This is a genomic window from Mycobacterium colombiense, from assembly GCF_001672755.1.
Classification (GTDB): Bacteria; Actinomycetota; Actinomycetes; order Mycobacteriales; family Mycobacteriaceae; genus Mycobacterium; species Mycobacterium colombiense_C.
The window spans coordinates 1-23433 of record NZ_LZKI01000036.1; the positions used below are offsets into that span (position 1 = coordinate 1).

At 66.2% G+C, this 23433-nt stretch carries 22 protein-coding genes; 15 read left to right on the plus strand and 7 right to left on the minus strand.

Annotated features, from left to right (window positions below; genetic code table 11):
- Nucleotides 1-9 precede the first annotated feature (9 nt).
- Nucleotides 10-438, minus strand: a complete 429-nt coding sequence (locus A5708_RS25950; protein WP_081292822.1) for a cellulose-binding domain-containing protein — start codon at nucleotides 436-438, stop codon at nucleotides 10-12.
- Nucleotides 439-650: 212 nt separating this feature from the next.
- Between A5708_RS25950 and A5708_RS05090 the strand changes: the two genes are divergently transcribed.
- The 6 genes from A5708_RS05090 (at nucleotide 651) to A5708_RS05115 (ending at nucleotide 8590) form a co-directional block, all read left to right on the plus strand.
- Entirely contained in the window at nucleotides 651-1172 is a 522-nt protein-coding gene (locus A5708_RS05090) for a hypothetical protein (protein ID WP_065027583.1), read from the plus strand.
- 15 nt (nucleotides 1173-1187) lie between these two features.
- The gene (locus tag A5708_RS05095; protein ID WP_065027584.1) at nucleotides 1188-1634 is read left to right on the plus strand and encodes a hypothetical protein; all 447 of its coding nucleotides are present in this window, start codon (nucleotides 1188-1190) and stop codon (nucleotides 1632-1634) included.
- 138 nt (nucleotides 1635-1772) lie between these two features.
- Nucleotides 1773-2873, plus strand: coding sequence for a helix-turn-helix transcriptional regulator (locus tag A5708_RS05100; RefSeq protein WP_065027585.1), 1101 nt, complete (start codon nucleotides 1773-1775; stop codon nucleotides 2871-2873).
- A 182-nt stretch (nucleotides 2874-3055) separates the two neighbouring features.
- Nucleotides 3056-4531, plus strand: a complete 1476-nt coding sequence (locus A5708_RS05105; RefSeq protein ID WP_065027607.1) for a DUF3375 domain-containing protein — start codon at nucleotides 3056-3058, stop codon at nucleotides 4529-4531.
- Complete coding sequence (locus A5708_RS05110) at nucleotides 4528-5235, plus strand: DUF4194 domain-containing protein (RefSeq protein ID WP_065027586.1); 708 nt, start codon at nucleotides 4528-4530, stop codon at nucleotides 5233-5235. Before A5708_RS05105 ends, A5708_RS05110 begins: the two co-directional genes overlap by 4 nt.
- Nucleotides 5228-8590: an ATP-binding protein gene (locus A5708_RS05115; RefSeq protein WP_065027587.1), complete on the plus strand. Its 3363-nt coding sequence runs from the start codon at nucleotides 5228-5230 to the stop codon at nucleotides 8588-8590. The genes A5708_RS05110 and A5708_RS05115 overlap by 8 nt, the downstream gene beginning before the upstream one ends.
- Before the next feature lie 565 nt (nucleotides 8591-9155).
- Here A5708_RS05115 and A5708_RS05120 read toward each other — a convergent pair.
- Together A5708_RS05120 and A5708_RS05125 are read right to left on the minus strand one after the other, a co-directional pair.
- Nucleotides 9156-10691, minus strand: a complete 1536-nt coding sequence (locus tag A5708_RS05120) for an MFS transporter (protein WP_231117816.1) — start codon at nucleotides 10689-10691, stop codon at nucleotides 9156-9158.
- 257 nt (nucleotides 10692-10948) lie between these two features.
- Entirely contained in the window at nucleotides 10949-11269 is a 321-nt protein-coding gene (locus A5708_RS05125; protein ID WP_065027589.1) for a hypothetical protein, read from the minus strand.
- A gap of 165 nt (nucleotides 11270-11434) precedes the next feature.
- On the opposite strand from A5708_RS05125, the gene A5708_RS05130 reads away from it, so the two are divergent.
- The 6 genes from A5708_RS05130 (at nucleotide 11435) to A5708_RS05155 (ending at nucleotide 16711) form a co-directional block, all read left to right on the plus strand.
- The gene (locus tag A5708_RS05130; protein ID WP_065027590.1) at nucleotides 11435-12130 is read left to right on the plus strand and encodes a DUF899 domain-containing protein; all 696 of its coding nucleotides are present in this window, start codon (nucleotides 11435-11437) and stop codon (nucleotides 12128-12130) included.
- Complete coding sequence (locus A5708_RS05135) at nucleotides 12127-12600, plus strand: SRPBCC family protein (RefSeq protein ID WP_065027591.1); 474 nt, start codon at nucleotides 12127-12129, stop codon at nucleotides 12598-12600. The genes A5708_RS05130 and A5708_RS05135 overlap by 4 nt, the downstream gene beginning before the upstream one ends.
- A 346-nt stretch (nucleotides 12601-12946) precedes the next feature.
- Nucleotides 12947-14410: a biotin carboxylase gene (locus tag A5708_RS05140; RefSeq protein ID WP_065027592.1), complete on the plus strand. Its 1464-nt coding sequence runs from the start codon at nucleotides 12947-12949 to the stop codon at nucleotides 14408-14410.
- Entirely contained in the window at nucleotides 14407-15573 is a 1167-nt protein-coding gene (locus A5708_RS05145) for a serine hydrolase domain-containing protein (RefSeq protein WP_065027593.1), read from the plus strand. Before A5708_RS05140 ends, A5708_RS05145 begins: the two co-directional genes overlap by 4 nt.
- A 198-nt stretch (nucleotides 15574-15771) precedes the next feature.
- Nucleotides 15772-16065 (plus strand): DUF732 domain-containing protein, encoded by a 294-nt coding sequence (locus A5708_RS05150; protein WP_419538304.1) that lies wholly within the window; start codon nucleotides 15772-15774, stop codon nucleotides 16063-16065.
- A gap of 103 nt (nucleotides 16066-16168) precedes the next feature.
- Complete coding sequence (locus A5708_RS05155; protein ID WP_419538305.1) at nucleotides 16169-16711, plus strand: FKBP-type peptidyl-prolyl cis-trans isomerase; 543 nt, start codon at nucleotides 16169-16171, stop codon at nucleotides 16709-16711.
- A gap of 22 nt (nucleotides 16712-16733) precedes the next feature.
- Here the strand turns inward: A5708_RS05155 and A5708_RS05160 are convergent, their stop codons facing one another.
- Both A5708_RS05160 and A5708_RS05165 read right to left on the minus strand, forming a co-directional pair.
- Nucleotides 16734-17177 carry a limonene-1,2-epoxide hydrolase family protein gene (locus A5708_RS05160; RefSeq protein ID WP_065027595.1) on the minus strand — a complete coding sequence of 148 codons (444 nt, stop codon included), beginning with the start codon at nucleotides 17175-17177 and terminating at the stop codon, nucleotides 16734-16736.
- A 98-nt stretch (nucleotides 17178-17275) separates the two neighbouring features.
- On the minus strand, nucleotides 17276-19561 hold the full coding sequence (locus A5708_RS05165; protein ID WP_196772535.1) for a SpoIIE family protein phosphatase: 2286 nt from the start codon (nucleotides 19559-19561) through the stop codon (nucleotides 17276-17278).
- 180 nt (nucleotides 19562-19741) lie between these two features.
- Between A5708_RS05165 and A5708_RS05170 the strand changes: the two genes are divergently transcribed.
- Complete coding sequence (locus A5708_RS05170; RefSeq protein ID WP_065027596.1) at nucleotides 19742-20389, plus strand: heme oxygenase (biliverdin-producing); 648 nt, start codon at nucleotides 19742-19744, stop codon at nucleotides 20387-20389.
- On the opposite strand, the gene A5708_RS05175 is transcribed toward A5708_RS05170, so the two are convergent.
- Complete coding sequence (locus tag A5708_RS05175) at nucleotides 20376-21137, minus strand: SDR family NAD(P)-dependent oxidoreductase (protein WP_065027597.1); 762 nt, start codon at nucleotides 21135-21137, stop codon at nucleotides 20376-20378. The two genes, A5708_RS05170 and A5708_RS05175, sit on opposite strands and share 14 nt — an antisense overlap.
- Nucleotides 21138-21184: 47 nt before the next feature.
- Nucleotides 21185-21649, minus strand: a complete 465-nt coding sequence (locus tag A5708_RS05180; RefSeq protein ID WP_065027598.1) for a lipocalin-like domain-containing protein — start codon at nucleotides 21647-21649, stop codon at nucleotides 21185-21187.
- 275 nt (nucleotides 21650-21924) lie between these two features.
- Here A5708_RS05180 and A5708_RS05185 point away from each other — a divergent pair, with 275 nt between their 5' ends.
- Together A5708_RS05185 and A5708_RS05190 are read left to right on the plus strand one after the other, a co-directional pair.
- Nucleotides 21925-22608: a GAP family protein gene (locus tag A5708_RS05185; RefSeq protein ID WP_065027599.1), complete on the plus strand. Its 684-nt coding sequence runs from the start codon at nucleotides 21925-21927 to the stop codon at nucleotides 22606-22608.
- A 52-nt stretch (nucleotides 22609-22660) separates the two neighbouring features.
- A complete protein-coding gene (locus A5708_RS05190; protein WP_065027600.1) occupies nucleotides 22661-23428 on the plus strand; it encodes a class I SAM-dependent methyltransferase in 768 nt (255 codons plus the stop codon).
- Nucleotides 23429-23433: the final 5 nt, after the last annotated feature.

Here is a 23433-nt window from a genome sequence, read left to right on the forward strand (position 1 = left end):
CAGTCGCCTCTAGGAGCACGGATACTGCCCGTTGAGCACACAATTCGCCGGTGGCGAGTAGGAACCGCTCAGCACGCCTCTTAGGCCACCTGTGGCCGAACCACCGGGCGGTATGACGCGATTCCAATTCGCAGGGGTGAGTACGTAGTGAGTCCCGGATTGGGTGACAGTGCTATTCCACGCGTGCAGGACGGATTCCCCCACCGGCAAGTCGAATTCGATCTTCCAGTCGGAGAGCGGCGCCATGCTCGCGTTGGTGACGCTGAAGTTGGCGATGAAACCGGTCTGCCACGTATGTGCCACCGACAACGTCGCCGTGGCGGCAGCCGCATGGGCTACCGGGCTGATGGCGAGTCCGAGGATGGCAGCCATCAGTGGCGCCACAATTGCGTGAAGCGCTGTGCGCCAGCGTTTCACGCAATTGTTCTGTCGGGCCATAGCAGCCAACACTAGAGCCACACGCGCGATATCGGCCCTCGCATCGCGGGTAAGCTGCCGTACCTTTGCTCAACCGAAACCGTCATGAAATTTTGGCCTCGATCGCCTGTGTCGTTGTCGAGGAATGAGGCAGCGAATCCAATGGTGATGGCGGGCTGGCGGCCCGCTTCCGTTCTCTCTAGAAGTTAAAGATCCCGTGGTAGTAATCGTCGATGCGATCACGGCGTTGGAGTCAGATCCGGCGGATCCGCGAGTGGCTGGCGCTCAGCGCCTCGATCGCGCTGATCCCCTGGACCGTCTATCTCGGATTGACGCTGCCGCAGAGCTACACCGCCCAGCACTGGCAGGCAACCTGGGTCGGCTTTGATCTGTTGTTGCTGGCTTTCCTGCTCGCGACCGCGGCGCTCGGCTTCGCCCGGCATCGCCTGCTCCCGCTGTTCGCGTTTGCGACGGGAGTCCTACTCCTCTGTGATGCTTGGTTCGACATGCTGACCGCGAGGCGCGGTGACTTTGCGGTGTCCGTGCTGACCGCCGTCCTCGGTGAGCTACCGCTGGCGACGGTGTTGATCGGCGGCAGCGTACGCATTGCGCGCTTACAGGCGGCCGGCCCGTCCGGCCGTCGATGGCGGGCTTTCCTAGGGCGCCGTCGCCCCTGGCAGATCCCAACTGATTCGCCTGCTAACCACCGAAATACCGCGGATTCAAATGTTTCCACTCGACTTCAGCGCCGGTGATCGTAGGCTCCGGGCATGCGTTCGCGTTGTTATGCCGTCGGGGTGTTCATCAGCGTTATTGCGACTGGCGTCGCCCCGACGGCGTGCACCAAGAACACGGCCGGACACGCGGCGCCCACCACCAGCGGCGTGGGCAGCTCGCAGATCAGCGCGTCGGCGCCACCGTCGTCGAGCCCGGTGGCTCCAACCGGTCAGCCGGTCGGCACGGCGACGATGAAGGTCAGTGGTGGGAGCGCCCCGGTAACGATCCGTTACCGGATCAACGGGGGTCCGGAACAGACCGAGACCAATGTGTCCCTGCCGTGGGAGAAGCAGTACTCCGTCTACAACGAACTGGAGTCGCAGGTAACGGCCGACGGTGGGGACGTCGCCCTCACCTGCACGATAATCATGGACGGCGACAAGCTCGTGTCCCTCAAAAGCGAACCGCGGCCGGTATGTAACTTCGCCTACTGGGGCTAGCCACCACTCGCGCGCCGGCGACCACGGAGTCAACGGACCACTCGAAAACCCTTCTAACCAGTCCGGCAGAGCGAGAGATCACGTTACAGTCCAGCCGACCGGCAAGCAGAGAGCACGCGGCAACTAGCGGGATCGGCAATGATCACAATCGATGAGTTCTCACGCGTAGTTTCAGAGATCTACGCCTCGTCGATGGATCCAGCGAACTGGACGGTGGCGATGGCCGAAATCAGTCGCGTGCTCGACGCGACGGGCAGCGGCCTCGTGGTCGGCGCGGGCAACGGCTGCTCGGTGATGCTGGGGGCCGGTATGCCGGTGGAGGCAGTCGAGACCTACGGGCAGTATTACTACTCGATCGACTTCATCCTGCATGCCTGCGAGAACAGCCCTACCGGACTGATCCGCGGCGGGCGGGAACTCGTTGCGAACAAAACCAACTCAGAGTTCTACGCCGATTGGCAGAGCCCGTTCGAACTCACCGACGGATTGTTCGTACAACTGTCGCCGGGGCCGACGCCCGTAAGTTTCGCTATCTCAGCGCCGCACCGAAGTGAGCGTTTCGATACCGCCGAACGGGTGCAATTCGTCGGGGCGTTGATACCCCACCTCCAACAAGCCCTTCGTGCCCAAACCCACCTCGCCGAGTTGGGCAAAACTGCAATCGGCGTCACCGAGGTAGTCGACGCCCTCCGGCACGGCGTCGCCATTATCGGAACCACCCGCGCTGTCCTGCATCTCAACTCCGCGGCCGAACGGATTTTCAACGCGGTCGACGGGCTGTGCATCCGCTCGGCCTGCATCGCGGCGACGCGTTCATCAACCAACCAGCACCTGCAGAACAGCATCACCCGGGCCCTTATCGGGCAGCGATGCGGGGCCCGCAACGGCGATTCGCTCGCGTGTGCCCGCCCGTCCGGAAAACGTCCGTACGTCATACATGTGGTGCCGCTCGCCACACCGGCAGACCAGCCCTCGGCGGCGAAAGCATTGGTGATGATCGTCGACCCCGAACAAGAGCACGAACCGCCAAAGATGTTGATAAGGCGTCTTTTCGGGCTCACCAATGCGGAAGCCGATGTGGCGCTGCGGGTCATCAACGGTGAGGGCCTGAAACCAATCGCGGCGGATTTGGCGCTCTCGACGGCGACCGTCAAGACGCACCTGCAGCACATATTCGAAAAGACCGACACCCACCGCCAAGCCGAGCTGGTGCGTCTGCTGCTGGCCATCCTCCTGTAGTCCTCGTCGTCCTCGAGCAGGCCGATCGGTAGTGACTACTGAGACTCGAGCGATGCCTGAGACCACTGGGACCGACTAACCCAAACCATCCCCCGACACCCCACCCGCCGGACACCGATTGTCGGCTCCGTGCCATATCTTGGATCGTCCGAGACCTGATCGATCGAGACGGAGGGCATGTGCTGGACGACGACACCACGCTGTCGCCTGCCGACCTGCTCGAACTCAATCGTGGTCTTCAGGGCTCGCCGACGATCCGCCTGCTGGCCACGCTGAACCTCAACCTGTACGCCACCCTGATGGAGCGGCAGCTCAGCGGCGGTGTGGTCCCCGAGACCGACCTCGTCGTACGCCTCGAGCGCGACCTCGCCGAACTCGATCAGGCCGGCGAGCAATCCGGCCTGGCCCTGATCAAGTCCTGGGCCAGCCAGGGCTGGCTGCACCGCGTCGCCGACCAACGCTGCGGCGTCGAACGCAACCTGTGTTACCTGACCCAAGAGGCGCGCCGAGCGCTCGACTTCCTGCGCGGCATGCGCCGGCAGGACACCATCGCCACCGGCGGCTCGATCAACGGCATCGCATCCCGCCTCAAGCAGGTCGCGCTGCGCGTCGGCAATGACCCCAACCGCATTCGCGCCGGTATCGAAGCCGAAATCGTTGCGCTCCAAACCGAACTCGATGCGCTTGAACAAGGCGTCACCTCGGACGACCACAGCCACGACGTCGACCGCACCGACGCCTACGACGAAGCTCACGCCATCGCCCTGCAGATGGAACGCCTGATCACCGACATCGGCCAGTACGGGACCATGATCGAACGAGCCACCGCCGCCCTCGACGAGCCGATCGACAGCAACGCCGAGTACCGCGACCGGCAGCGACGCATGTACGCCGACTACGAGGCCGCCTGGGACTCCCAGGGCCGCGACTCACACCGCGCCTTCCTGCGCATGATCAACGACCCCGACCAGCGCGCCGAGTTCGAAGCCGACGTCGCCGCCGTCGCCGAGGCCCTCCCCGCCCTCGATCCCGCCCTGCGCAAAGTGATGGCCGGCTTCTTCGAACTGGTCGGCCATCAGATCGACGAGGTGGAACGCATCCAGCAGCGCTGCGCGCAGCGCGTCAAACGGTTCACCGCGTTCGGCACCCTCGAACAGAGCCGTGGCGTGGCCCGTCAGCTCAACGAGGCCATCGGCGCCGCCCGCAACCTGCTCAAAGCATCGCTGACCGACTCCCGGCTGGACATCGAACTCCCCCTGGCCCGCCACGCGTTCAGTTCGGTTGGCGCCCTGAGCTTCCGGATCGGCGATCTGTCCAGCCCGAAGCCCGCTCAGGTCGCCGAGGGCGAGGTCGACCTGACCAGCTTCGCCGCGCTCACCACCCAGGTCGACGCGCCCGCGATGTCGGAGATGATCAACGGCGCAATCGGTTCCGGAACGACACTGTCCCTTCCGGATGCGGTCGCGATGCTCGATTCCGCCTACCTCGGCCACGTCATCGTGCTGTGGTCCTGGGCGCTCAAACAACCGGAATCCGCGCGGGATTCCGAGTCGGTCACGGTCCGCTTTCGGTCCCTGGACGGGCGCGACCGCGAAATGGAGGTGCCGCACTTGATGTTCACCGAGCCGGTTTCCACCCTGCTGGGGGTCACCGCGTGACCGTCGAAGAGACCGTCGACTACAGCGGGTTCTCCGCACTCCCCCAGGTCGACCAGACGGCCCGCGCCCCGCACCAGCGCCGCCCCCGGTTCGACGGCGACGTATCCGAGCTGCCCGACCGCGCCTGCTGGGCGCTGCAGCAGCTGCTGACGCGCCGCTACATCAGTGCCGAAGCCGATCGCGACGTCTACACCTGGGTGCTGGAGTACCGCGCCCAACTGTCGGTCAGACTGTCCGAATTGGATCTTTTGCTGCGCGTCGTCGAGGGCGCCGACGTCGCGTTCGTCGAGCAGGCGCGCTACGAATCCGCCCGGGGCGTAAAGCTTTTGCGCCGTGAGCCGCTGGGCACCTATGACTCGATCCTGGCGCTGCACCTGGCGCAGATGATGCGCGCCTCGGGTGATCAGGCCGTCGTGATCAGCCGCGACGAAATGCACGGGCTGTTCTCCGGCGTGCTCAACGATGTCGACCGCGACGTCGTCACCTTCACCGCGCGCATCGATGGCGCCATCGCGCGGCTCGCGTCGCTGGAGATCTTGCGCAAGACCCGCGACGACGAGGACAGCTACACCGTGAGCCCGGTCATCAACGCCGTCATGACGGCCTCGGTGATCAGCGAGCTGCAGCAGCAGTTCGAGATCCTCCTGGGCGGCGGCGTGCCCGAGGAGGATCTCGATGACGAGGAGGAACGCGAGGATGACTGAACAGTTTCACCTGTCGCGCCTGCAGGTCATCAACTGGGGTGTCTTCGACGGGTATCACTCCATCGGATTCAGTGAAGGCGGCGCGTTGATCGCCGGCGCCTCCGGCAGTGGTAAATCCTCACTGCTGGACGCTATTTCGCTCGGATTTCTGCCGTTCAACCGGCGTAATTTCAACGCCTCCGGCGACAACACCGCTGCCGGGTCGAGCGCGGGCCGTCGAACCGTGGACAAATATGTCCGCGGCGCGTGGGGTCAGCGCAGCGATGCCGGCACCAGCAAGGTCATGTACCTGCGCGGCGACGGCACCGCGTGGTCGGCGATCGCCGTCACCTACCGCAGCAATACGGGCCGCACCGTGACCGGCCTGGTGCTCAAATGGCTCACCGGCGAATCCCGGTCGGATTCTTCGAGCCGGTTCGTGCTGGCCGACGGCGACCGCGATATCGAGAACGTCTGCAACCGCTGGGCCGCAGGCCGCTTCGACGCCGCGGTGTTCAAAGACGACTGGCGGTTCTCCACCAAGGTGGAATCGCAATACCTCGCCCAGCTGTACGCCACCATCGGCATCCGTGCCTCCGACGCCGCGCAGCAGCTGCTCGGCAAGGCCAAATCGCTGAAAAGCGTTGGTGGACTTGAGCAGTTCGTCCGGGAGTTCATGCTCGATGAGCCCAGTAGCCTGAGCCGGTTACCCGAAGCGCTCAAGCAGATCGATCCCTTGGTCGATGCCCGTGAACTGCTGGCCGTCGCGCAACGCAAACGCAAGATCCTCGGCGACATCGAAAAGATCCAGCAGCGCTACGCCTCGGAGTCCTCCGACCTGGGCATCATCGATCTCGTCGACCAGCCGATGGTCCGCGCCTACACCGATCACGTCCGGCTCGCGCAGTGCCCCGCACAGATCGAATCGCTCGACGCCACCATCGATCAGCTCGGCAACGAATACGAAGACGTCACCCGCCAGCTCAATCTTGCCAAGGCCGAGGGTGATTCGCTGAACGCACAGATCAGCGGTTCCAGCACCAGCCTGGGGCCGCTGCAGTCACAGGTGGCCGCCGCCGAGGCGCATGCCGAGCAGGTATCGCGCCGGCGCACCGCCTATGAGTCCATGCTCAACACGCACGGTCTCGAGATCCCGGACACCGCCGATGAATTCTGGAATCTGCGCGAGGAACTCAGCACGCGAGCCACCGAACTGCTGGCCAAACTGGATCGCGGCCGGGAAGCCTCGACCGATGCCGAGTACGCCCAGAAGGTCGCCCGCATCGCCCGCGACGACGCCGCCAGCGAACTCAAACGCGTCGAGCGCGTCGGCTCGGCACTACCGGAGTTCGCGCTCACCATGCGCGAACATATCTGCGCCGCTGTGGGTATCGATCCCGGCGAGCTGCCCTATATCGCCGAGCTGATGGATCTGCGGCCCGAGCAGAGCCGGTGGCGCGTCGCGGTCGAAAAGGTGCTGCGCGGCGTCGGTTTGCGGCTGCTCGTCCCCGACAGTCACTACGCGGCCGTGCTGCGGTTCGTCAACGAGACCAACATGGGTGGGCGACTGCAGCTGCACCACGTCCGCAGCCGGTTCGTCGGCGCGGAGGTCGCCGAGGCCGAGCCGAACACGTTGGCGGGCAAGCTGTTCGTGGTCGACCCGAGCCACGACTGCGCCGCCGAGGCCGCCGACGTCGTCGCCGCCGCCGGCGATCACATCTGCGTCGACACCCCCGATGTGTTCTCCCGGTTCCGGCGCGCCGTGACCGACACCGGCCTGTACAAGGACTCCGAGCGCCTGGCCATCAAGGACGACCGCCGGCCGCTCAAGCAGGCAGACTACATCTACCAGGGCGATGTCGCCGCCAAGGTCGATGCGCTGACCGTGGATCTCGCCAACGCCGAAGAGGCGTTTCGCCGCGCCCGCGGCGTCGCCGACGAGATCGCCGCCGAGCGCCAGCAGTGGCGGGACCGGGCCGCGGCGTTCAAGGCGATCTGCGATCAGTTCGAGCAGTGGACCCACATCGACACCGACACCGCCGACGGGCACGCCGACCGGCTGCGCGAGCAGTTCGAGCTGCTACTGGCCGACAATCCCGACATCGAGGCGCTCACCGCGCGCGCCGAGGAGTGCTGGGAACAAATCCAGGCCCTGATGACCCGCCGCGGCGCCATCCAGACCCGCCGCGACGACCTCGACGGTCGCCGCACCCAGCTGCTCGAGTTGCAGGAACGGCTCGCTCCGGCATTCGTGTCCGAGCCGCTGACCGACCTGCTGAACCGCTACGCCGCCGACGTACCGGTTTCCCTCGACATGCTCAACCCCGAGCCGCACCGCGACGCGGTCTTCACCGCGATCCGGCGCGAACGTGAGCAACTGCGCGAAAGCCGCAGGCGCTCATACGATGAGCTCGCGCGCATCCTCAACACATTCGACACCGCGTTCCCCGACGCGATCCCCAACGACAGCGACGTGTTCGACGAACGCGTGCACGATTACGTCGCGTTGTGCCGCCACATCGACGAGCGGGAACTGCCCGAGGCTTACGAGCGGATGATGCGGCTGGTCACCGAGCAGGCGCCCGACGCCATCCTGACCCTGCACCGCGTCGCCGAGCAGGAGGCCCGCCGGATCAGCGAGCAGATTGAGCGAGTCAACACCGGCCTGGGTGCGGTGGAGTTCAACCGCGGCACCCGGCTCACGTTGCGCGCCACCTCGCGCAGCCTGGCCGCGGTCGCCGAACTCACCGAGATCGTGCGGGCCATCTCACGGCGCATCGCCGAGGTCAGCCTCGGCGACAAGCAGGCCATTCTGGACCAGTACGCCGACATCCTGCGGCTGCGCAACCGGTTGGCGTCGACCGCACCGGAAGACAAGGCCTGGACCCGCGACGCCCTCGACGTCCGGAACCGGTTCACCTTCGACTGCGCCGAATGGGATGTCAGCAGCGACGAGCTGATCCGCACCCACAGCAACGCCGGCGACAACTCCGGTGGCGAGCAGGAGAAGCTGATGGCCTTCTGCCTGGCCGGAGCGCTGAGCTTCAACCTGGCCAGCCCCGAAAGTGCCGACAACAAACCGGTTTTCGCCCAGTTGATGCTCGATGAGGCGTTCTCCAAGTCCGACCCACAGTTCGCCCAGCAGGCTCTGCAGGCGTTCCGCAAGTTCGGCTTCCAGCTCGTCATCGTGGCGACCGTGCAGAACGCCACCACCATCCAGCCCTACATCGACAGCGTGGTGATGGTGTCCAAGCGCGAGGCCACCGGCCGCAACTCCCGCCCGGTGGCGACCGTGAGCACGAAGACGATCACGGACTTCACCGCGCTCCGGCACGAGATGCGGACGTCGGCCGCGCTGGTCCCCGCCGCGGTGTGACGCCCTCAGCGGAGACGAGGCACCTACCGCGAGCACCTTTTTGGGATCGGTAGCCGAGCAAAAAAAGTAAGACTTTCGCATGCTTTCGGCGTTGAATGCCTGATAGCAGCGAAAGGATGATGCTGTGGGCACTTCCCGGACCCTGAGGAATGTTGTTGGCGCGGCCCTGTTGTCGGGTGGCGTCGCGGTGGCCGGAATGGGGCTCGCGCTCAGTTGCGCACAGGCCCAGCCCGCCCCGGTGCCGCGGACACCCGGCCTGCTGGCACAAGACGGGCCGGTACCGCCCGGAGCGAGCGGGCCCTACACCTGTTGCCCGGAAGACCAAAAGACCAGGCTGCACCCCCAGACCGGCCGTGGATGTCCGGGGACGCAAGTCAACTGGGACGCGAGTCAATGCCACACCTGGTACGGCGTCGTCTGGGGGCATGGCAATGCGGCACCGGGTATTTGGGAGGGTGGCCCGCCGCCGCCCGAGGCGACCCGGAAGCCGTGGTGCGGATTTCCCTTCATGTGTTCAGGAACCCCGTGAGCCCGGGCTGACGGCCCAAGAGCCGGCAGCGCGAAGTCATCGAGGCACACGCACCGCGAGGTAGTACTCGGGGCGGCGCTTGTGATCGACCGTATAGCTGATGGCCTCCGCGGTGCCCTGCGCATCGTAGGCCAACCAGCGTTCCGTTCGCTGGCGCTCGAATTCGGTCCAGGACGCTACGGTGAACCTCTCTACGAACGAATCCGGTTGTCCCACACTCTGATACAGCTGCCAGCTGTGGCCACCCGTGCGCAGCCTGGACCGTCTGACCGCGCTCATCGCCGTCACGAAGTCTTTGAGGTTGTCGGCCGAGACTTGATAACGGACGGTTACCAGCACCGGCCCATCGTCGGGCGACGGTTCGAACACCAGCCTCGGCACCGGCAAGGTCGACGAAACGTCGACGACGTTCACCTTGCCGGTCGCCGGGCGCAGCGGAAGCGGCACGACGCTGACGGCGACCGCCCCCAACACGGCGGCGGAGCAGATCAGCGCGACGTCGGGTCCCTCCCGCGTGGCGATGACCCCCCAGACGTACGAGCCGATCGCTTGAGAACCGGTGAACACCAGCAGATAGATCGACAGCGCACGGGCCCGAACCCACCGCGGCAACGACAGCTGCGCGGCCGCGTTGAGCGTGGTCAACGTGATCAGCCACGCCATTCCCGACAGAACCAGAAACGGCGCCGCTGCGGCGAACGGTAGCCACACCACGGCCGGCGGAGCCAGCGCATAGGCGGCCGCGCACGCCGCCAACAGAGTGTTATCCGAGAACCTGCGATGCAGTGGCGTGGCCGCAGCCACAGCCAGGACCGCGCCGAAACCGATGGCGCCCAATGCGACACCATAACCGCTCGCTCCGGACTCCCACCGCTGCGCGGCGGCAACCGGCAGCAGCGCCAACAGTGCCGATGCGGGGAAGAGGAAGAGCGCGGCGCGCAGCAGAATCCGGCGGAAGATGGGCCCGTTGCGGACGTATTGCAGTCCGGTGAAGATGGCTTGGCTCAGGCGTTCGCGCTCCACGGGCGCGGGCTGCACGGACCGCTGCCACGTCATCAGGGCGACGATGATGCCCGCGAACGATACGGCGTTGATGGCGAAAACCGCCGCGGGGCCCACCATTGCGACAACGACGCCACCGATCGCGGGCCCGACCGCGCGGGCGATGTTGACCGAAACGCTGGCCAGCGTTGCCGCGGCGGTGATCTGCTCGCGCGCGACCACCTCGGGTTGGATCGCCTGCCATGCGGGGGCGGTGAGCGCGGAGGCGCAACCAATGGCCACGGTGAACGTCAACAACGATGCCGGGCTCAGCCGACCGAGGTAGGCCACCAACGCCAGCGCCAACGTCATCAGGACCGCGTAGGACTGCAGCACCATGAGGAGGCGGCGCCGATCAAACAAATCGGCGAGGGCCCCGGCGAACAATCCCAACAACAGGGTCGGACCCAGACTCGCCGTCTGAACCAGGGCCACGATGACGTCACTGCTCCGGGCTTCCACCAAGAACCATTGGGCGGCGACGATCTGCATCCAGGTGCCGATGTTGGACGCGAACTGCGCAATGAACAATGCGCGAAATACGCGATTGCGCAATGGCGCCCAGGTCGACGGTCGCATACCGTCAGCGCGATCTTGCTCCCGAGTCACCATGGAACGAGGTTCAACGCCTTTCGCGCGCCGTGAAAGAGTTCGAAGTCTACCGCCGTCGCCGTGTCACCGCCTGCTGAGCGCGCTCGCGACGCAAACTCCCTCACCCGTCAACGGTGCGGCAGCCAACACCGCATCGACGTTGCGGGACTTATGTTTTCGTGATCCGAGAGTGTGTGTCAGCCGGCCGGCGGCACCGCGGGCGGACGGCATTCGTTAGAGCCTGGATCCCACCACCAGCCGTTGTCACACGCGAGCGGTTGCGGCCCGACACCGAGGGGTCGGCACACATTGCCCGTCGGGTCCCACCACTGGCCCGGGTCGCAGGCCAAGGGTTGCGGCCCGACTCCGAGCGGTCGGCAGACCTTGCCGGTCGGGTCCCACCACTCGCCGTCTCCGCAGTCGGCCTTACTCACCGCGGGCGTCATGATCGTCACGGCCGCCATGGACGCGAACGCCAACATGACGATGACTACACACTGGCGAATGAACGTCCTCATCGAGGGCCTCCCATCGTTGTTTCAACATCGAACCCAGCACTGTGCATGCCGGTCAAGAGCATTTTCTGCGATCGAGCGGCGAGGGTGGCGAATTTTCGCGATGAATTTGGCGCCGTCCACCGGTCAGACCTTCCAGGCGGACAAATCGAGAGCAAAGCTGGAGACATGACCACGAAAAACACGGCGTTGCCGCCGGTCGCCGATCACCACAGCTGGCGTGCCGCGCTGGACGAATTACGCAAACGCGAGAAGGCGGCCACCCGCGAACTGGATGCGATCGCCGCCCAGCGGCGGCGGCTGCCGATGGTGGAACTGCCCGACTACACCCTGATCGGTGCGGACGGTCCAATCCGGCTGGCCGACGTCTTCGACGCCCGATCGCAACTGATCGTCTACCACCACATGTGGTCCGACGGCGCGCAGTGGCAGTGCGGCGGATGCACGGGTTTCACCTCGCAATTCACCCGCCTGGAGTTTCTCGCCAACTATGACGCCCGGTTCGTCATCGTCACCAACGGACCGATCGAGGAAGCGCTCGCGTACAAGCACCGAGTCGGCAATCGCATGGACTGGTATTCGTCATCGCAGAGCACGTTTGCCGCCGACATGGACTCGCCGCCGGGCGGTGGTTTCGGGGTCAATGTGTTCTTGCGCGACGGCGACACGGTGTATCGCACGTGGCATACGAACGGGCGAGGCACCGAGCAGCTCAGTCACTCCTTCGGGCTGATCGACATTCTGCCGTGGGGCCGCCAAGAGGAATGGCTCGATTCGCCCGAGGGTTGGCCTTCGCGGCCCACCTATTCGGGATGGCTCGACTCCCCCGACATCGCCGCCGCGTACGGAGGGGACAAATCATGAGCGCCGCCGAACGGTACGTCGTCACCCGCACCATCGCCGCGACGCCGGCGGAGGTTTTCGCGGTCCTGGCCGATCCATCCCGTCACCGGAACACCGAGCCGACCGACTGGGTCCGCGACGCGGTGGACACCGCGCCGATCACCGCCGCGGGACAGATGTTCGCGATGAACATGTACCTCATGCAGGCGGGCGGCGATTACGTCACGTACAACCTGGTCAATGTGTTCGAGCGGGACCACGCCATCGGCTGGCTGCCCGGGATCCTCGACGATTCGGGGAACCACACCCCCGGCGGTTGGTTCTGGCGTTACGACCTCGCCCCGAACGGTGATCGCACGGACGTCACCCTCACCTACGACTGGAGCGGCACGCCGCAGGCGTTCCGGGACCGCGTCGGCCAGATGCCGATTTTCGCTGAGGATTACCTCGCCGAGTCGCTGGCCACTCTTGAGGGGACGGTCGCGAGCTGAGCAGTCAGCTCCCTACTCCCCCACTCCTACACCACGTTTCGCGCCGCGGCTTACGCTGGATCGCGCCTCCGCAGGCGGGCGGGCGTCGGCGACCGCGGCGTGCTCGCCCGTCCACCTCGGACCCGCCGGAGCCGACGCGGGCCAGCCGTCAGGGAAATGCTAAATCGGTTGTGGGACAGGGGCATAGACGACCATCTCGACTACTGAAATAAGGCGTATCATGCGGGCGCCTGTCGGGTCCGCACCGTTTCCCCTTCGACACGGACGCCGACAGGGCGCACACTTGTCGAATGGAGGTACGTCATTTCATCGCCGTTGCGCTGACCGCACCACCTCTGGCCGCGTGATGGGGTCCGGGCCGGGCCCTACGCTGAACGGGCTGTCGGACATACGCGCGTTCTTTCACACGAACAAGGTGCCGCTGTACTTCATCTCGCCGACGCCGTTCAACCTGCTCGGCGTTGACCGATGGATACGAAACTTCTTCTACCTGACCTACTTCGACTCTTTCGAGGGCACACACTCGCGCGTGTTCGTGCCCCGGCGGCGCGACCGCCGGGATTTCGACTCCATGGACGAGGTGTGCAGCCACCTGCTGTCCGATTCCGAGACGCTCGAGTTCATCGCGGGTAAAGGCCCCGGTGGCAAGTGCTGCTTTGTGATGCTGAACGAGGAAATCCAGGCCCTCGCGCGGTCAGCTGGCCTCGAGGTCATGCATCCGCCAATCGAGCTGCGCCAGCGCCTGGGCTCCAAGATCGTCATGACGCGTCTGGCCAACGAGGCGGGTATACCGAGCGTGCCGCACGTGATCGGACGGGCCGGCTCCTACGACGAACTACTGGCGCTCGCCCAGAGCGCCGGACTGGGAGACGACCTCGTCATCTCGGTCGCTTACGGCAACGCCGGCAGCGGCACGTTCTTTGTGCACGGTCAGCGCGACTGGGACGAGCATGCGGGTGACCTGACCTCGCAGCAGGAAGTCAAAGTCATGAAGCGCATCCGCAACGTCGAGGTGTGCCTCGAGGGCGCGGTGACCCGGCACGGCACCGTGGTCGGCCCCGCGATGACGAGCCTCGTCGGTTATTCGGAGCTGACTCCGAGCCGGGGCAGCTGGTGTGGCAATGACATCTGGCGCGAGGTGCTGCCGCCCGCGCAGACCCACGCGGCGCGGCAAATGGTGGCAAAGCTGGGCGACGTCATGCGCCGCGAGGGTTACCTCGGCTACTTCGAGGTGGACCTTCTGCATGATCTGGACTCCAACGAGCTGTACCTCGGCGAGGTGAACCCCCGCCTGTCCGGCGCCAGCCCGATGACGAATCTGACCACCGAGGCCTACGCCGACATGCCGCTGTTCCTCTTTCATCTGCTCGAGTACATGGACGTGGAGTACGAGCTCGACATCGATGAGATCAACTCGCGCTGGGAGCGCGGCTATGGCGAGGACGAGGTCTGGGGCCAGGTGATCATCACGGAGACGTCACCGGATATCGAGCTGTTCACCGCGACGCCTCGCACCGGGGTATGGCGCATCGACGACGACGGTCGAGTCTCCTTTTCGCGGACCGCCAACGACTGGGCCACGCTGCTCGACGGCTCCGAGGCCTTTTACATGCGGGTCGCGGCGCCTGGCGACTTGCGTTCGGAGGGAGCCCAACTGGGCGTGCTCGTCACTCGCTCGCACCTGCAGACGGACGACTATAAGCTCAGCGAGCGCTGCCAGCGCTGGGTCAAGGGCATGAAGGCGAAGTTCGTCTCCACGCCCCTGACGCCGGCCGCGCCGATCGTCTCCCGGCTCGTCGCACGAGCGTGAAAGGCGCCCCGGCGGGTCTCTCTCTGGACAACTGGCTGTCGGCGCCCTACGCGCAGTGGTCCTTCCAGCACGTCGAAGACTTCGTGCCGACCGTGGTGATCTCGCGCGGGACCGGGCCGGTCGCGGCATTGCCCTCGACCCCTTATCCCTTGGCCGAGATACCTCTGGTCAGCGCGGGCGAGGTCGCCACCACCGTGGGCGGGGTGATGGCCACTACCGCGACGGACGGATGGGCCGTCGCACACCGGGGATCGTTGGTGGCCGAGGAGTATCTCGGCGGCATGGGCGCACAGACCCGGCATCTCGTGTTCTCGGTGAGCAAGTCGGTGGTGGGGGCGGTCGTCGGATCGCTACACGAGAACGGTGCGATCGCCCTCGATGCGCCGGTCACGAAATATATTCCGGCACTGACGAATTGCGGCTACGCGGGTGCGACGGTGCGTCACCTGCTGGACATGAGGTCGGGCATCGGCTTCTCGGAGAATTATCAAGACCCGAGTGCGGAGATACATCTTCTCGACCAGGCGATGGGCTGGGCGCCCAGGAACAGTCCCGATGCCCCCGCAACGTTGCAGGAATTCCTGTTGACCTTGCGGCAGAAGTCCGCCCACGGCGGCCCGTTCGAATATCGTTCGTGTGAAACCGATGTGCTCGGCTGGATCTGCGAGGTCGCCGCCGGCCGGCGGATGCCCGAACTGATGTCGGAACTCCTCTGGAGCCGCGTCGGCGCCCAATGCGATGCCACCCTGGCCGTCGACCCGGTGGGGACCGCGTTCTTCGACGGCGGCATCAGCGCTTGTCTCACCGACATGATCCGATTCGGTTCGCTGTTCTTGCGCGACGGTGTTTCGTTGACCGGCAGGCAAGTGGTGCCGGCGGCGTGGATCGCGGACACCCTCGACGGCGGGCCCGACTCGCGCCAGGCGTTCGCCGCCAGTCCCGACGACAACGAAATGCCCGGCGGGATGTACCGCAACCAGATGTGGTTCCCCTATCCGGGCAACGACGTCGTGTTGTGCCAGGGCATGTGCGGTCAGATGATCTACGTCAACCGCCGCGTGGAACTGGTCGCCGCAAAGCTGTCCACCCAACTGGACTCGCACGAACCGCACATGCTCGACACGTTGCGCGCATTCGATGCGGTGGCACGCGAATTGGCTTGACCGCTTGGCCCGCCGGTGCACGCCGCGAATTTCGGCGAGCCGCTGCTGCGAACTTTGGCTATTCTGCTGTCTGTCTTGCTCTGCAGCGGCACAGTTTTGGCGGCCTTCATCGCGCCGCCAAGATCGGAAGGGAATCACATGCCCTCACCTCGAAGGCCGGCCGGAATCGCTGTCCCCGTCATGGTTGCCGCTGCATTGATGAGCAGTGCCGGCATCGCATGCGCGACCCCCCAAGACGATGCGTACCTCGCGCAATTGCGCGCCGTCGGCCTCACCTGGCCGCCGAAGACGGAAGAGGCACTGATCGCCGAGGCGCACGACGTGTGTTACGACCTCACTTGGGGCTGGACGCCGCAACAGATCGCCGACGACCTGCACGCCCGCTTGGACACCAAGGGCGTGACGCTGCTAGACGTCGGAAGCCTGGTCAACGCCGCGCATTCGATCTATTGCCCCGGCAACGTGTGTGACGCCCCGAGTCTTTGCACCTGACAATCAGGGCGTTTTCCGCGCGTCGCGTCGTCGCGGCATGCGGGACTCCCGGTAAGGGGCGCATCAACTGGCCTGTAGCGTGACGGCGGTGAAGTCCTCCCGGATGTATTCCTCCGTCGCGCTCGCGGCTTGCGTCGCGGCAACCGTCATGGCGTTCGCCGGCGCCGGCACGGCCACCGCGGCCGGCTCGTGCCCCACCGCGGCGCCGCAGAACGGTGGTACGCCCGACTGGACATTGAGTGGCACCACCGGCAGCGTCGCGGTAACCGGCTCCACGGATACGACCGCTCCGCTGGTGAACGTGACCGCACCGTTCAGCGTGAGCCAGACCCAGGTGCATACGCTGCGCGCCGGAGACGGGCCGGTGGTGTCCAACACCGCCCGGGTTTCGGTGTGCTACATGGGCGTCAACGGACGGGACGGGTCGGTGTTCGACAGCAGCTACCAGCGCGGCGCCCCGGTCGACTTCCCGCTGACCGGAGTCGTGCCGGGCTTCCAGAAGGCCATCGCGGGGCAAAAGGTCGGGTCGACGGTCGCCGTCGCGATGGTCCCCGCCGATGGCTACCCCCAAGGGCAGCCCAGCGCGGGGATCCAGCCCGGCGACTCGCTGGTGTTCGCGATCAAGATCCTCAACGCCACGGGTTAGCTCGAATCCCCTGTGCCGTAAGTCATTCGCCTAACGGCGCGAACATGAGCGCGGGGTCTATGCCGAGTTGTCGGGCGACGTGAGTGGTGTCCCAATACTCACGCCAGTGCGCGATCGCACCCTCGCGCACCTCGAAGAGCGCCGTGACGTGGAACGTGACCGCGACGCCGTTCATAGCGTTCACGTCGACCCGCTCGACGATGACGGTGTCGCCGTCGGAGACGATCGTCCGGATTTCGCTGCCCTCGATCATGCCCGTCGACAGGGTGTTGTGCTTCTCGAGTTCCGCGCGCGCCGCGTCACGTCCGCGGACGACCGGTGAGAGCGGCACGTGAAGTTGCCAGACGAAGTCCTCGGCCATGAGGGACGTCATGGCGTCGATGTCCATGCTCTGGCCGTAAGCGGCATGTATAAAATCGACCACGATCTTTTCGTTGTTGTTTTTGGTCGCAACACTTTTCGCCATCGCACTGTCCTTTAAGGCCGGTCACGGTTCGTTATTCGTCGAACTGTAGATGGCCGCCGCTCGATTAGGCACTGATATACGAATCGCTTAGCGAGAGTTCAGGGTCGGCGCAGCGTGATGATGGTGACGTCGTCGTCGGTATGGCCCGATGCCATCGCCGTCCAGATTCCGGTCGCCCCGATGTCGCCGGCCCGCCCGAGGTTTTCGGCCAGCAGGTCGAGGCCGTCGTCGATCGATTCACCGCGACGTTCCACGAGGCCGTCGGAGAACAGCACCATGCCGTGTTCGGGTTCGACGGTGAAGGTGCTGGGTGCGTATTTCACGCCCTTGACGCCGATGGGTGGCGAGAGCTTGATCGGTGCCGGTACCGCCGGCGCCGAGGAGTTCGTCAGGTACGGGATCAAGTGACCGGCGGACGCCGCCTCCACCCGGCCCGAGCCGAGATCGACCCGCGCGGCGATGACGGTGGCGAACGCGCCGCGCAGCATGTGCAGGCAGAAATCGTTGAGCTGCGCCAGCGCCTCGGCCGGTGCGGCGCCGGCGAACAATTGCGCCCGCAGGGCGTTGCGGAGCGCGGCCATGGTTCCGGCCGCGGCGATGCCGTGCCCGGCGACGTCGCCGATCAGGACGATCAGCCGGCCGTCGCGGAGCTCGAACGCGTCGTACCAGTCGCCGCCGACGTTGTCGCCCGCCGCCGGCTCGTAATGCGCCGACAGTTCCCAACTTTCGAGCGCCGGGATCGACTCGGGCAGCAGGCTACGCTGTAGCGTCTCGGCCACCCGCAGCGCTCCGCGCGTGCGGCGGTACAGCGACTCGACCAGGTGGCGCCGCAACGATCCCGCGGATTCGGTCTCGCTCAGCGACCACGGCTCGCTGCGCTGGTGGACGATCTCGCGCCACCGGTCGAACGATTTGCGCGGGCTGAGGCGAAGTTGGTCGCCTTCGCTGACCGCGATCGCCTTGTTGTACGGGTCGCCGCCCCAGTCGACGGAGCGCAGCACCTCTCGCCGGAACCAGATGGCGTATTGCCCGTCAGGCAGGTTGAGCACCAACGCGCCGGCGGCCACCCGGGGGTCGAGGTCGAGCTCGGGTAGCGCGCTCGACAGGCACTCGCTGCTCGCGATGTCGTCGTCCACGTCACGCGCCCAGGCGGCGACGGCCGCCACGATGTCCGCCGGTGGAACCGCGCCACGCATCCGCAGATCGCCCCCGACGTCGATGACCACGCCGTCGGCGGGCACGAGGTCGAGCAGGTCGGGCGCGCCGAGCAGCGCCTCCGACAGCGGTTCGCCGTCGTCCAGCGTGGCGGCGAGGAGCTTGGCCAGCACGGCCTGCGCGGCCAACCGCTTGTGCAGTTGCTCGTCCTCGAACCGATCGACGAGTCGCAGCGACAGCGTCGAACCGAGGAATTCGGCCGCCGCCCGGGTGCCGAACGGCGGCAGGTGCGGACCGGCGTAATGGTGGCAGGCGATCAGCCCCCACAGCCGCCCCTGCCGCAACAACGAGATCGACATCGACGCGTGCACACCCATGTTCTGCAGATATTCGACATGGATGGGCGACACGCTGCGCAACGTGGCATACGTCAGATCCAGCGGCGTGTTGGTCACCGGGTCGATGGTCGGCACCAGCGGCGCCGGCGTGTAGTCGACGTCGGAAATCAGCCGAATCCAGTTCTTCTCGTACAGAGCGCGCGCCTGCGCCGGGATGTCGGTCGACGGGTAATGCAGGCCGAGGAAGGAGTTGAGGTCGTCGCGCCTGGCCTCGGCCACAACCTCGCCGTTGTATTCCTCGTCGTAGCGGTACACCATGACCCGGTCGAAGCCGGTCAGGTCGCGGACGGCGCGCGCGGCGGTCGCGTACAGCTCGGTCAGGGTGGAGGCTCGGTTCAACTCCTCCACCGCGCCGCGGACCGCCTGATAGGTGTTCGGGAAGGAGAACGGCCGCTCGCCGTAGGCGATCTCGAGCTCCACCAGCAGCACACCGCCCGGCTCGCGGTGCAGGATCGCGTCGAAGGCGCGCGGCTCGCCGGCGACATCGATGGTGAGCTCGAGCGGGTTGTTCTGGCGCAGGCTGCCGAAGGTCGCCGCGGACTGCTCGATGCGGGCGGCTTGTTCGGAACCGATCAGCACCGACAGATGCCGGCCCAGGACGGTGTCGACGGGACAGCCGAGCAGCCCGGCGACGTTGGCGCTGACCTGGCGCACCTCGAACGCGGGCTCACGCACCACCGCGAGCACACCGCGCGGCTGGATGCTGCCGGGGATGTGGATCGGCTCACGCGCGCAGTTGTCCAGGTCGATCGGGGTGCCGACCGGCACGAGATCGTCGATCGGCTGATCCGCGGGTGCCGATGGCCGGACGAACCGCTCGTCGTCGGTCACGCGAGCGGCTTTGTCGGATTGATGAGGGGTAGCAGCCAGACCTCCAAACTATCAATGTGTGTCGCCATTCTGGCTCAGGTCAGCCGCGGTTCGCATTTCCAAGCGGATTTGCCCGGCACTGATTCGCATCCGCCGCGGCTACCCGCCCCGCCGCGATCACCAATGTAATCTGAGCAGGTCATGTGCTCGATCGCCGTCCCAGCAAGCCGCCGCCTTTCGGCCGCGATGAAGGATGGCTCGGCGGCCGAACATGATGCCGCCGAGCAGAGCCCGTTCATGTCCGAACTGCTCGCCGGACGGATTGGGGCGGCGGGCTATTCCGACTACCTGTTGCGGTTGCGCGTGGTGTACGCCGCCCTCGAGGACGCCGTGCGGGCCCGCCGCGATGACTCGATGGTTGCCGCCGTGTACGACCCCGCGCTGGAGCGCCTGACGGCTATCGATGCCGACCTCGAACATTGGCTGCCCCGGGGTGCCGCACGCGACGTCGACTCCCCCGCGGCGGCGGCCTACGCCGAGCGGCTCGGCGCGCTCACGTGGGGTGGGGCGCTGGTGGCCCACCACTACACGCGTTATCTCGGGGATCTCTCCGGAGGCCGGGGAATCGGCAAGATCCTGGATCGCACATTCGATCTGGGCGGTGCCGGCCTTGCGTTCTACGACTTCCCGGTGCGGCCCAAACCCTACAAAGACGCCTATCGCGCTCGCCTCGACGCCCTTCGCGCCGACACCGGCGAAATCGATCGCATCGTCGGTGAGGTGAAGTTCGCCTTCGGCCTGAACCAGGCCATCTTCGATGAATTGGCCGACAGCGTCAGACTTGGTTGAATCCGCCGTCGGCGGTGACCGTGGATCCGGTGCTGAAGCTGGACAGATCGCTGGCCAAAAACACTGCGGCATTGGCGATCTCGGTGGGATCGGCGAAGCGGCCCAGCGGGATCGTGGCGATGCGTTCGGCGCGGAACTCTTCGATCGAAGCGTCGGGGTCCGTCTGCGCGGCCAATGCGTTGCTTCCCGGCGTGGCCGTGGAGCCTGCCACGATCACGTTTACCCGGATGTTGCGGTCGGCGAGTTCGTTGGCCCACGCACGGGCCAGTGACCGGACGGCCGCCTTGGTGGCGGCGTAGATGCTGAGCCCGGCGCGGCCCCGGTCGGCGGTGGTGGAGCCGGTCAGGATGATGGAGGCGCCGTCGTTGAGCAGCGGCAGCGCTTTCTGCACGGTGTAGACGACGCCCTTGATGTTGGTGGTCAGCAGCGCATCGAGATCGTCGTCGGTGATCTCCCCGAGCCGCGCCACCCTCGTCGACCCGGCGTTGGCCATCACGATGTCGAGACCGTTGCCGGCGGCCGCGACCTCGGCGTAGAGCCGGTCCAGGTCCTCCGGTCTCCCGACGTCACCGCGCACTGCGGTGGCACGCGGGCCCAATTTGCTTGCCGCATCGACGAGTTCGGGCTGCCGCCGCCCCGTGATGAAGACCCGGTCGGCGCCTTCGTCAAGGAACCGCTGCGCGGTGGCCAGCCCGATCCCGGAGTTGGCGCCGGTGATGACGGCGACCTTGTTGTCGAGCAATCCCATTCGGTTCTCCTGAGGGGCGCGTCCGGTGTGGAGTTCTGTTCCCCCGGCTATCCTTGCTTCGCGCGCTGCCAGATCAGGCGTCCGTTGCGGAGCTTGCCCTTGATGAGCACGGGCTCGGCGGGGCCGAGCTGCAGGCGGTCATCGCCGACTTGCGCTGCGCGGTACTGCGTTCCGCCGATCCAGTTGGGTAGCAGGCTGACGTCGACGTGGTGGGCGATCACGCCGTCGTCGAGAACGCTGTACGGGCCTGCGTAGGCCAGATAACCCCTGGCCGCCGCGGCCAATTCGTCGTCCGTGGCGATCTGAAGATCACCGCGGACGATCGGCGGGCGGTCCGCGCGCATGAGCTGGGCGGACATGTAGCCGTCGGCGGTGTACATGATGATGCCGCGGGCGTCGGTTCCCAGCGGATAGCGCACGTTCGAGCCATCCACGTCGGAGCTCTCGTAGGACTCCAATGTCCAGGCCCCGACGAGGTACTCACGTAGATCCTGCGTGGTGAGTGTGGTCATCGTTGGCGCCCCTCCGTGATGTGCTGTGACCGCTTGACCGTGTCGATCGCGGTATCGGAATACGCCCGCCGTCGACGCATCGATAATGCCGCGCATTACCCGCCCCAACGCCATCGCCCCCCGCGTCGCCTCTGACAACGGGCGGCGTCGCCCGACAGATTCGCACCCGAACTAGAGTCTGCGGCATGATCGCCGCTCGGGTCCTGTCGCCGTGGCCGGTGCGCCGCCCGCCGCGTGCAGCCGGTAAATCCGGACGCTAGGCCCGGTACAGACGCGTGGCGGCCCTGGCGCTGGCGCTTGCCGGACTGGCGTTTCTCGACTCGCTCAATGTGCTCAACGTCGGAGTGGTCTCGGCCGTCATCTTCGACAGCCGGCTGGGTCGCCGGTCACCGATTCCCGGCGCCCTGAGCTACATCGCGGGCGTGTTCGCGGTGACGACCGCTTTCGGCGTGTGCACCGTGCTGGGCATCGGCTTCGTCACCGAGGTGCTCGACTTTCACCTGACGCCGGCAATTCGCTTCCGGGGCGAACTGCTGTTGGGGATCGTCCTGATCGGTCTGGCCTACTTCCCGCTGACCGCGCAGTCATCGGCGCCCGGCTGGGCGCTGGCGGCGCTGCGGCAACGGCCGTGGCTGCTCGGATTCCTGGGGCTGGCGGTGGGCAGTGGCCAGGCCCCGACCGCCGTCCCCTACCTCACCGGTTTGGCGATGCTCGTCGCGCTGCACCCACGACCGCCGCTCTGGCCACTGGTCATCATCGCCTACTGGGCGATCGCCCTGTCGCCGCCGCTGCTGATCCTTGCCCTCTCGATGAGGAAAACCATGCGGGCCAAGCGTATTCAGCGCGCGATCGTCCGTACGCTCACCCGCTACGGGCCGATGTCGGTGCGGCTGTTGTTCCTGGTTTTCGGAACCGGGCTCATCGCCGATGCACTCGTCAATCACAGCGCCCTGTGGTGACGCGCCACAGCTTCTCATCTGTTGCACAGCGATCCGGATTATCTTGTCGCGTGTGACTGATCGTCGAGAGCGCGCGATGTCCTTCGGTTCGATCGCCGAGAATTACGACGGGCTGCGGCCGCACCCGCCGCAGCAGGCGGTGGACTGGTTGTTGCCATCCGGCTGTGAGGTGGCCGTCGACGTCGGTGCGGGCACCGGGTTGTTCACCCGCACGCTCGTCGGCCGGGTGGCGCAGGTCGTCGCCGTCGAGCCCGATGCGCGGATGCGCGCAGTGCTGGCCGAGCGGTCTCCCGGGGTTCGCGCCGTGGAGGGCAGCGGCGAGGCGATTCCCCTGCCCGACGATTCCGCGGACGCGGTGTTCGTCTCATCGGCATGGCACTGGATGGACCCCGAACGAGCGGTGCCGGAGATCGGCCGGGTATTGCGTGACGGCGGGCGATTCGGACTGATCTGGACCAGTCGGGATCGCGACGTCGACTGGGTCCGCGACCTCGAGGTGTTGCCCAAGGACGACACGTCCGAACTGGATGCACCCGACCGCTTCCGCCGGCGGCACGAGAACGTCGTCCTGCCCGATCCGCAGATTTTCCACAACGTCGCGCGGGAGACGTTCGGGTTCGTGCGGACCATGAAGATCGACGACGTCGTCGCGATGCTCGGCACCTACAGCCGGGTGATCATCGCCTCTCCGGATGACCGCGCGCAGCGGCTCGACAGCGCCCGAGCCGTCCTGGCCGAGCGTTTCCCCGGCGCGCAAACCATCGACATCCCGATGCAGTCCCGGTGCTGGCGCGCCGACCGGATCGCCCGCGGCCGCTAGCCGCC

Bases quoted from the DNA above. Each gene is read 5' to 3' on its own strand.
- A5708_RS25950 (WP_081292822.1), bottom strand. From the start codon at position 438: ATGGCCCGACAGAACAATTGCGTGAAACGCTGGCGCACAGCGCTTCAC.
- A5708_RS05090 (WP_065027583.1), top strand. From the start codon at position 651: ATGCGATCACGGCGTTGGAGTCAGATCCGGCGGATCCGCGAGTGGCTG.
- A5708_RS05095 (WP_065027584.1), top strand. From the start codon at position 1,188: ATGCGTTCGCGTTGTTATGCCGTCGGGGTGTTCATCAGCGTTATTGCG.
- A5708_RS05100 (WP_065027585.1), top strand. From the start codon at position 1,773: ATGATCACAATCGATGAGTTCTCACGCGTAGTTTCAGAGATCTACGCC.
- A5708_RS05115 (WP_065027587.1), top strand. From the start codon at position 5,228: ATGACTGAACAGTTTCACCTGTCGCGCCTGCAGGTCATCAACTGGGGT.
- A5708_RS05125 (WP_065027589.1), bottom strand. From the start codon at position 11,269: ATGAGGACGTTCATTCGCCAGTGTGTAGTCATCGTCATGTTGGCGTTC.
- A5708_RS05130 (WP_065027590.1), top strand. From the start codon at position 11,435: ATGACCACGAAAAACACGGCGTTGCCGCCGGTCGCCGATCACCACAGC.
- A5708_RS05135 (WP_065027591.1), top strand. From the start codon at position 12,127: ATGAGCGCCGCCGAACGGTACGTCGTCACCCGCACCATCGCCGCGACG.
- A5708_RS05140 (WP_065027592.1), top strand. From the start codon at position 12,947: ATGGGGTCCGGGCCGGGCCCTACGCTGAACGGGCTGTCGGACATACGC.
- A5708_RS05150 (WP_419538304.1), top strand. From the start codon at position 15,772: ATGAGCAGTGCCGGCATCGCATGCGCGACCCCCCAAGACGATGCGTAC.
- A5708_RS05155 (WP_419538305.1), top strand. From the start codon at position 16,169: ATGTATTCCTCCGTCGCGCTCGCGGCTTGCGTCGCGGCAACCGTCATG.
- A5708_RS05160 (WP_065027595.1), bottom strand. From the start codon at position 17,177: ATGGCGAAAAGTGTTGCGACCAAAAACAACAACGAAAAGATCGTGGTC.
- A5708_RS05170 (WP_065027596.1), top strand. From the start codon at position 19,742: ATGTGCTCGATCGCCGTCCCAGCAAGCCGCCGCCTTTCGGCCGCGATG.
- A5708_RS05175 (WP_065027597.1), bottom strand. From the start codon at position 21,137: ATGGGATTGCTCGACAACAAGGTCGCCGTCATCACCGGCGCCAACTCC.
- A5708_RS05180 (WP_065027598.1), bottom strand. From the start codon at position 21,649: ATGACCACACTCACCACGCAGGATCTACGTGAGTACCTCGTCGGGGCC.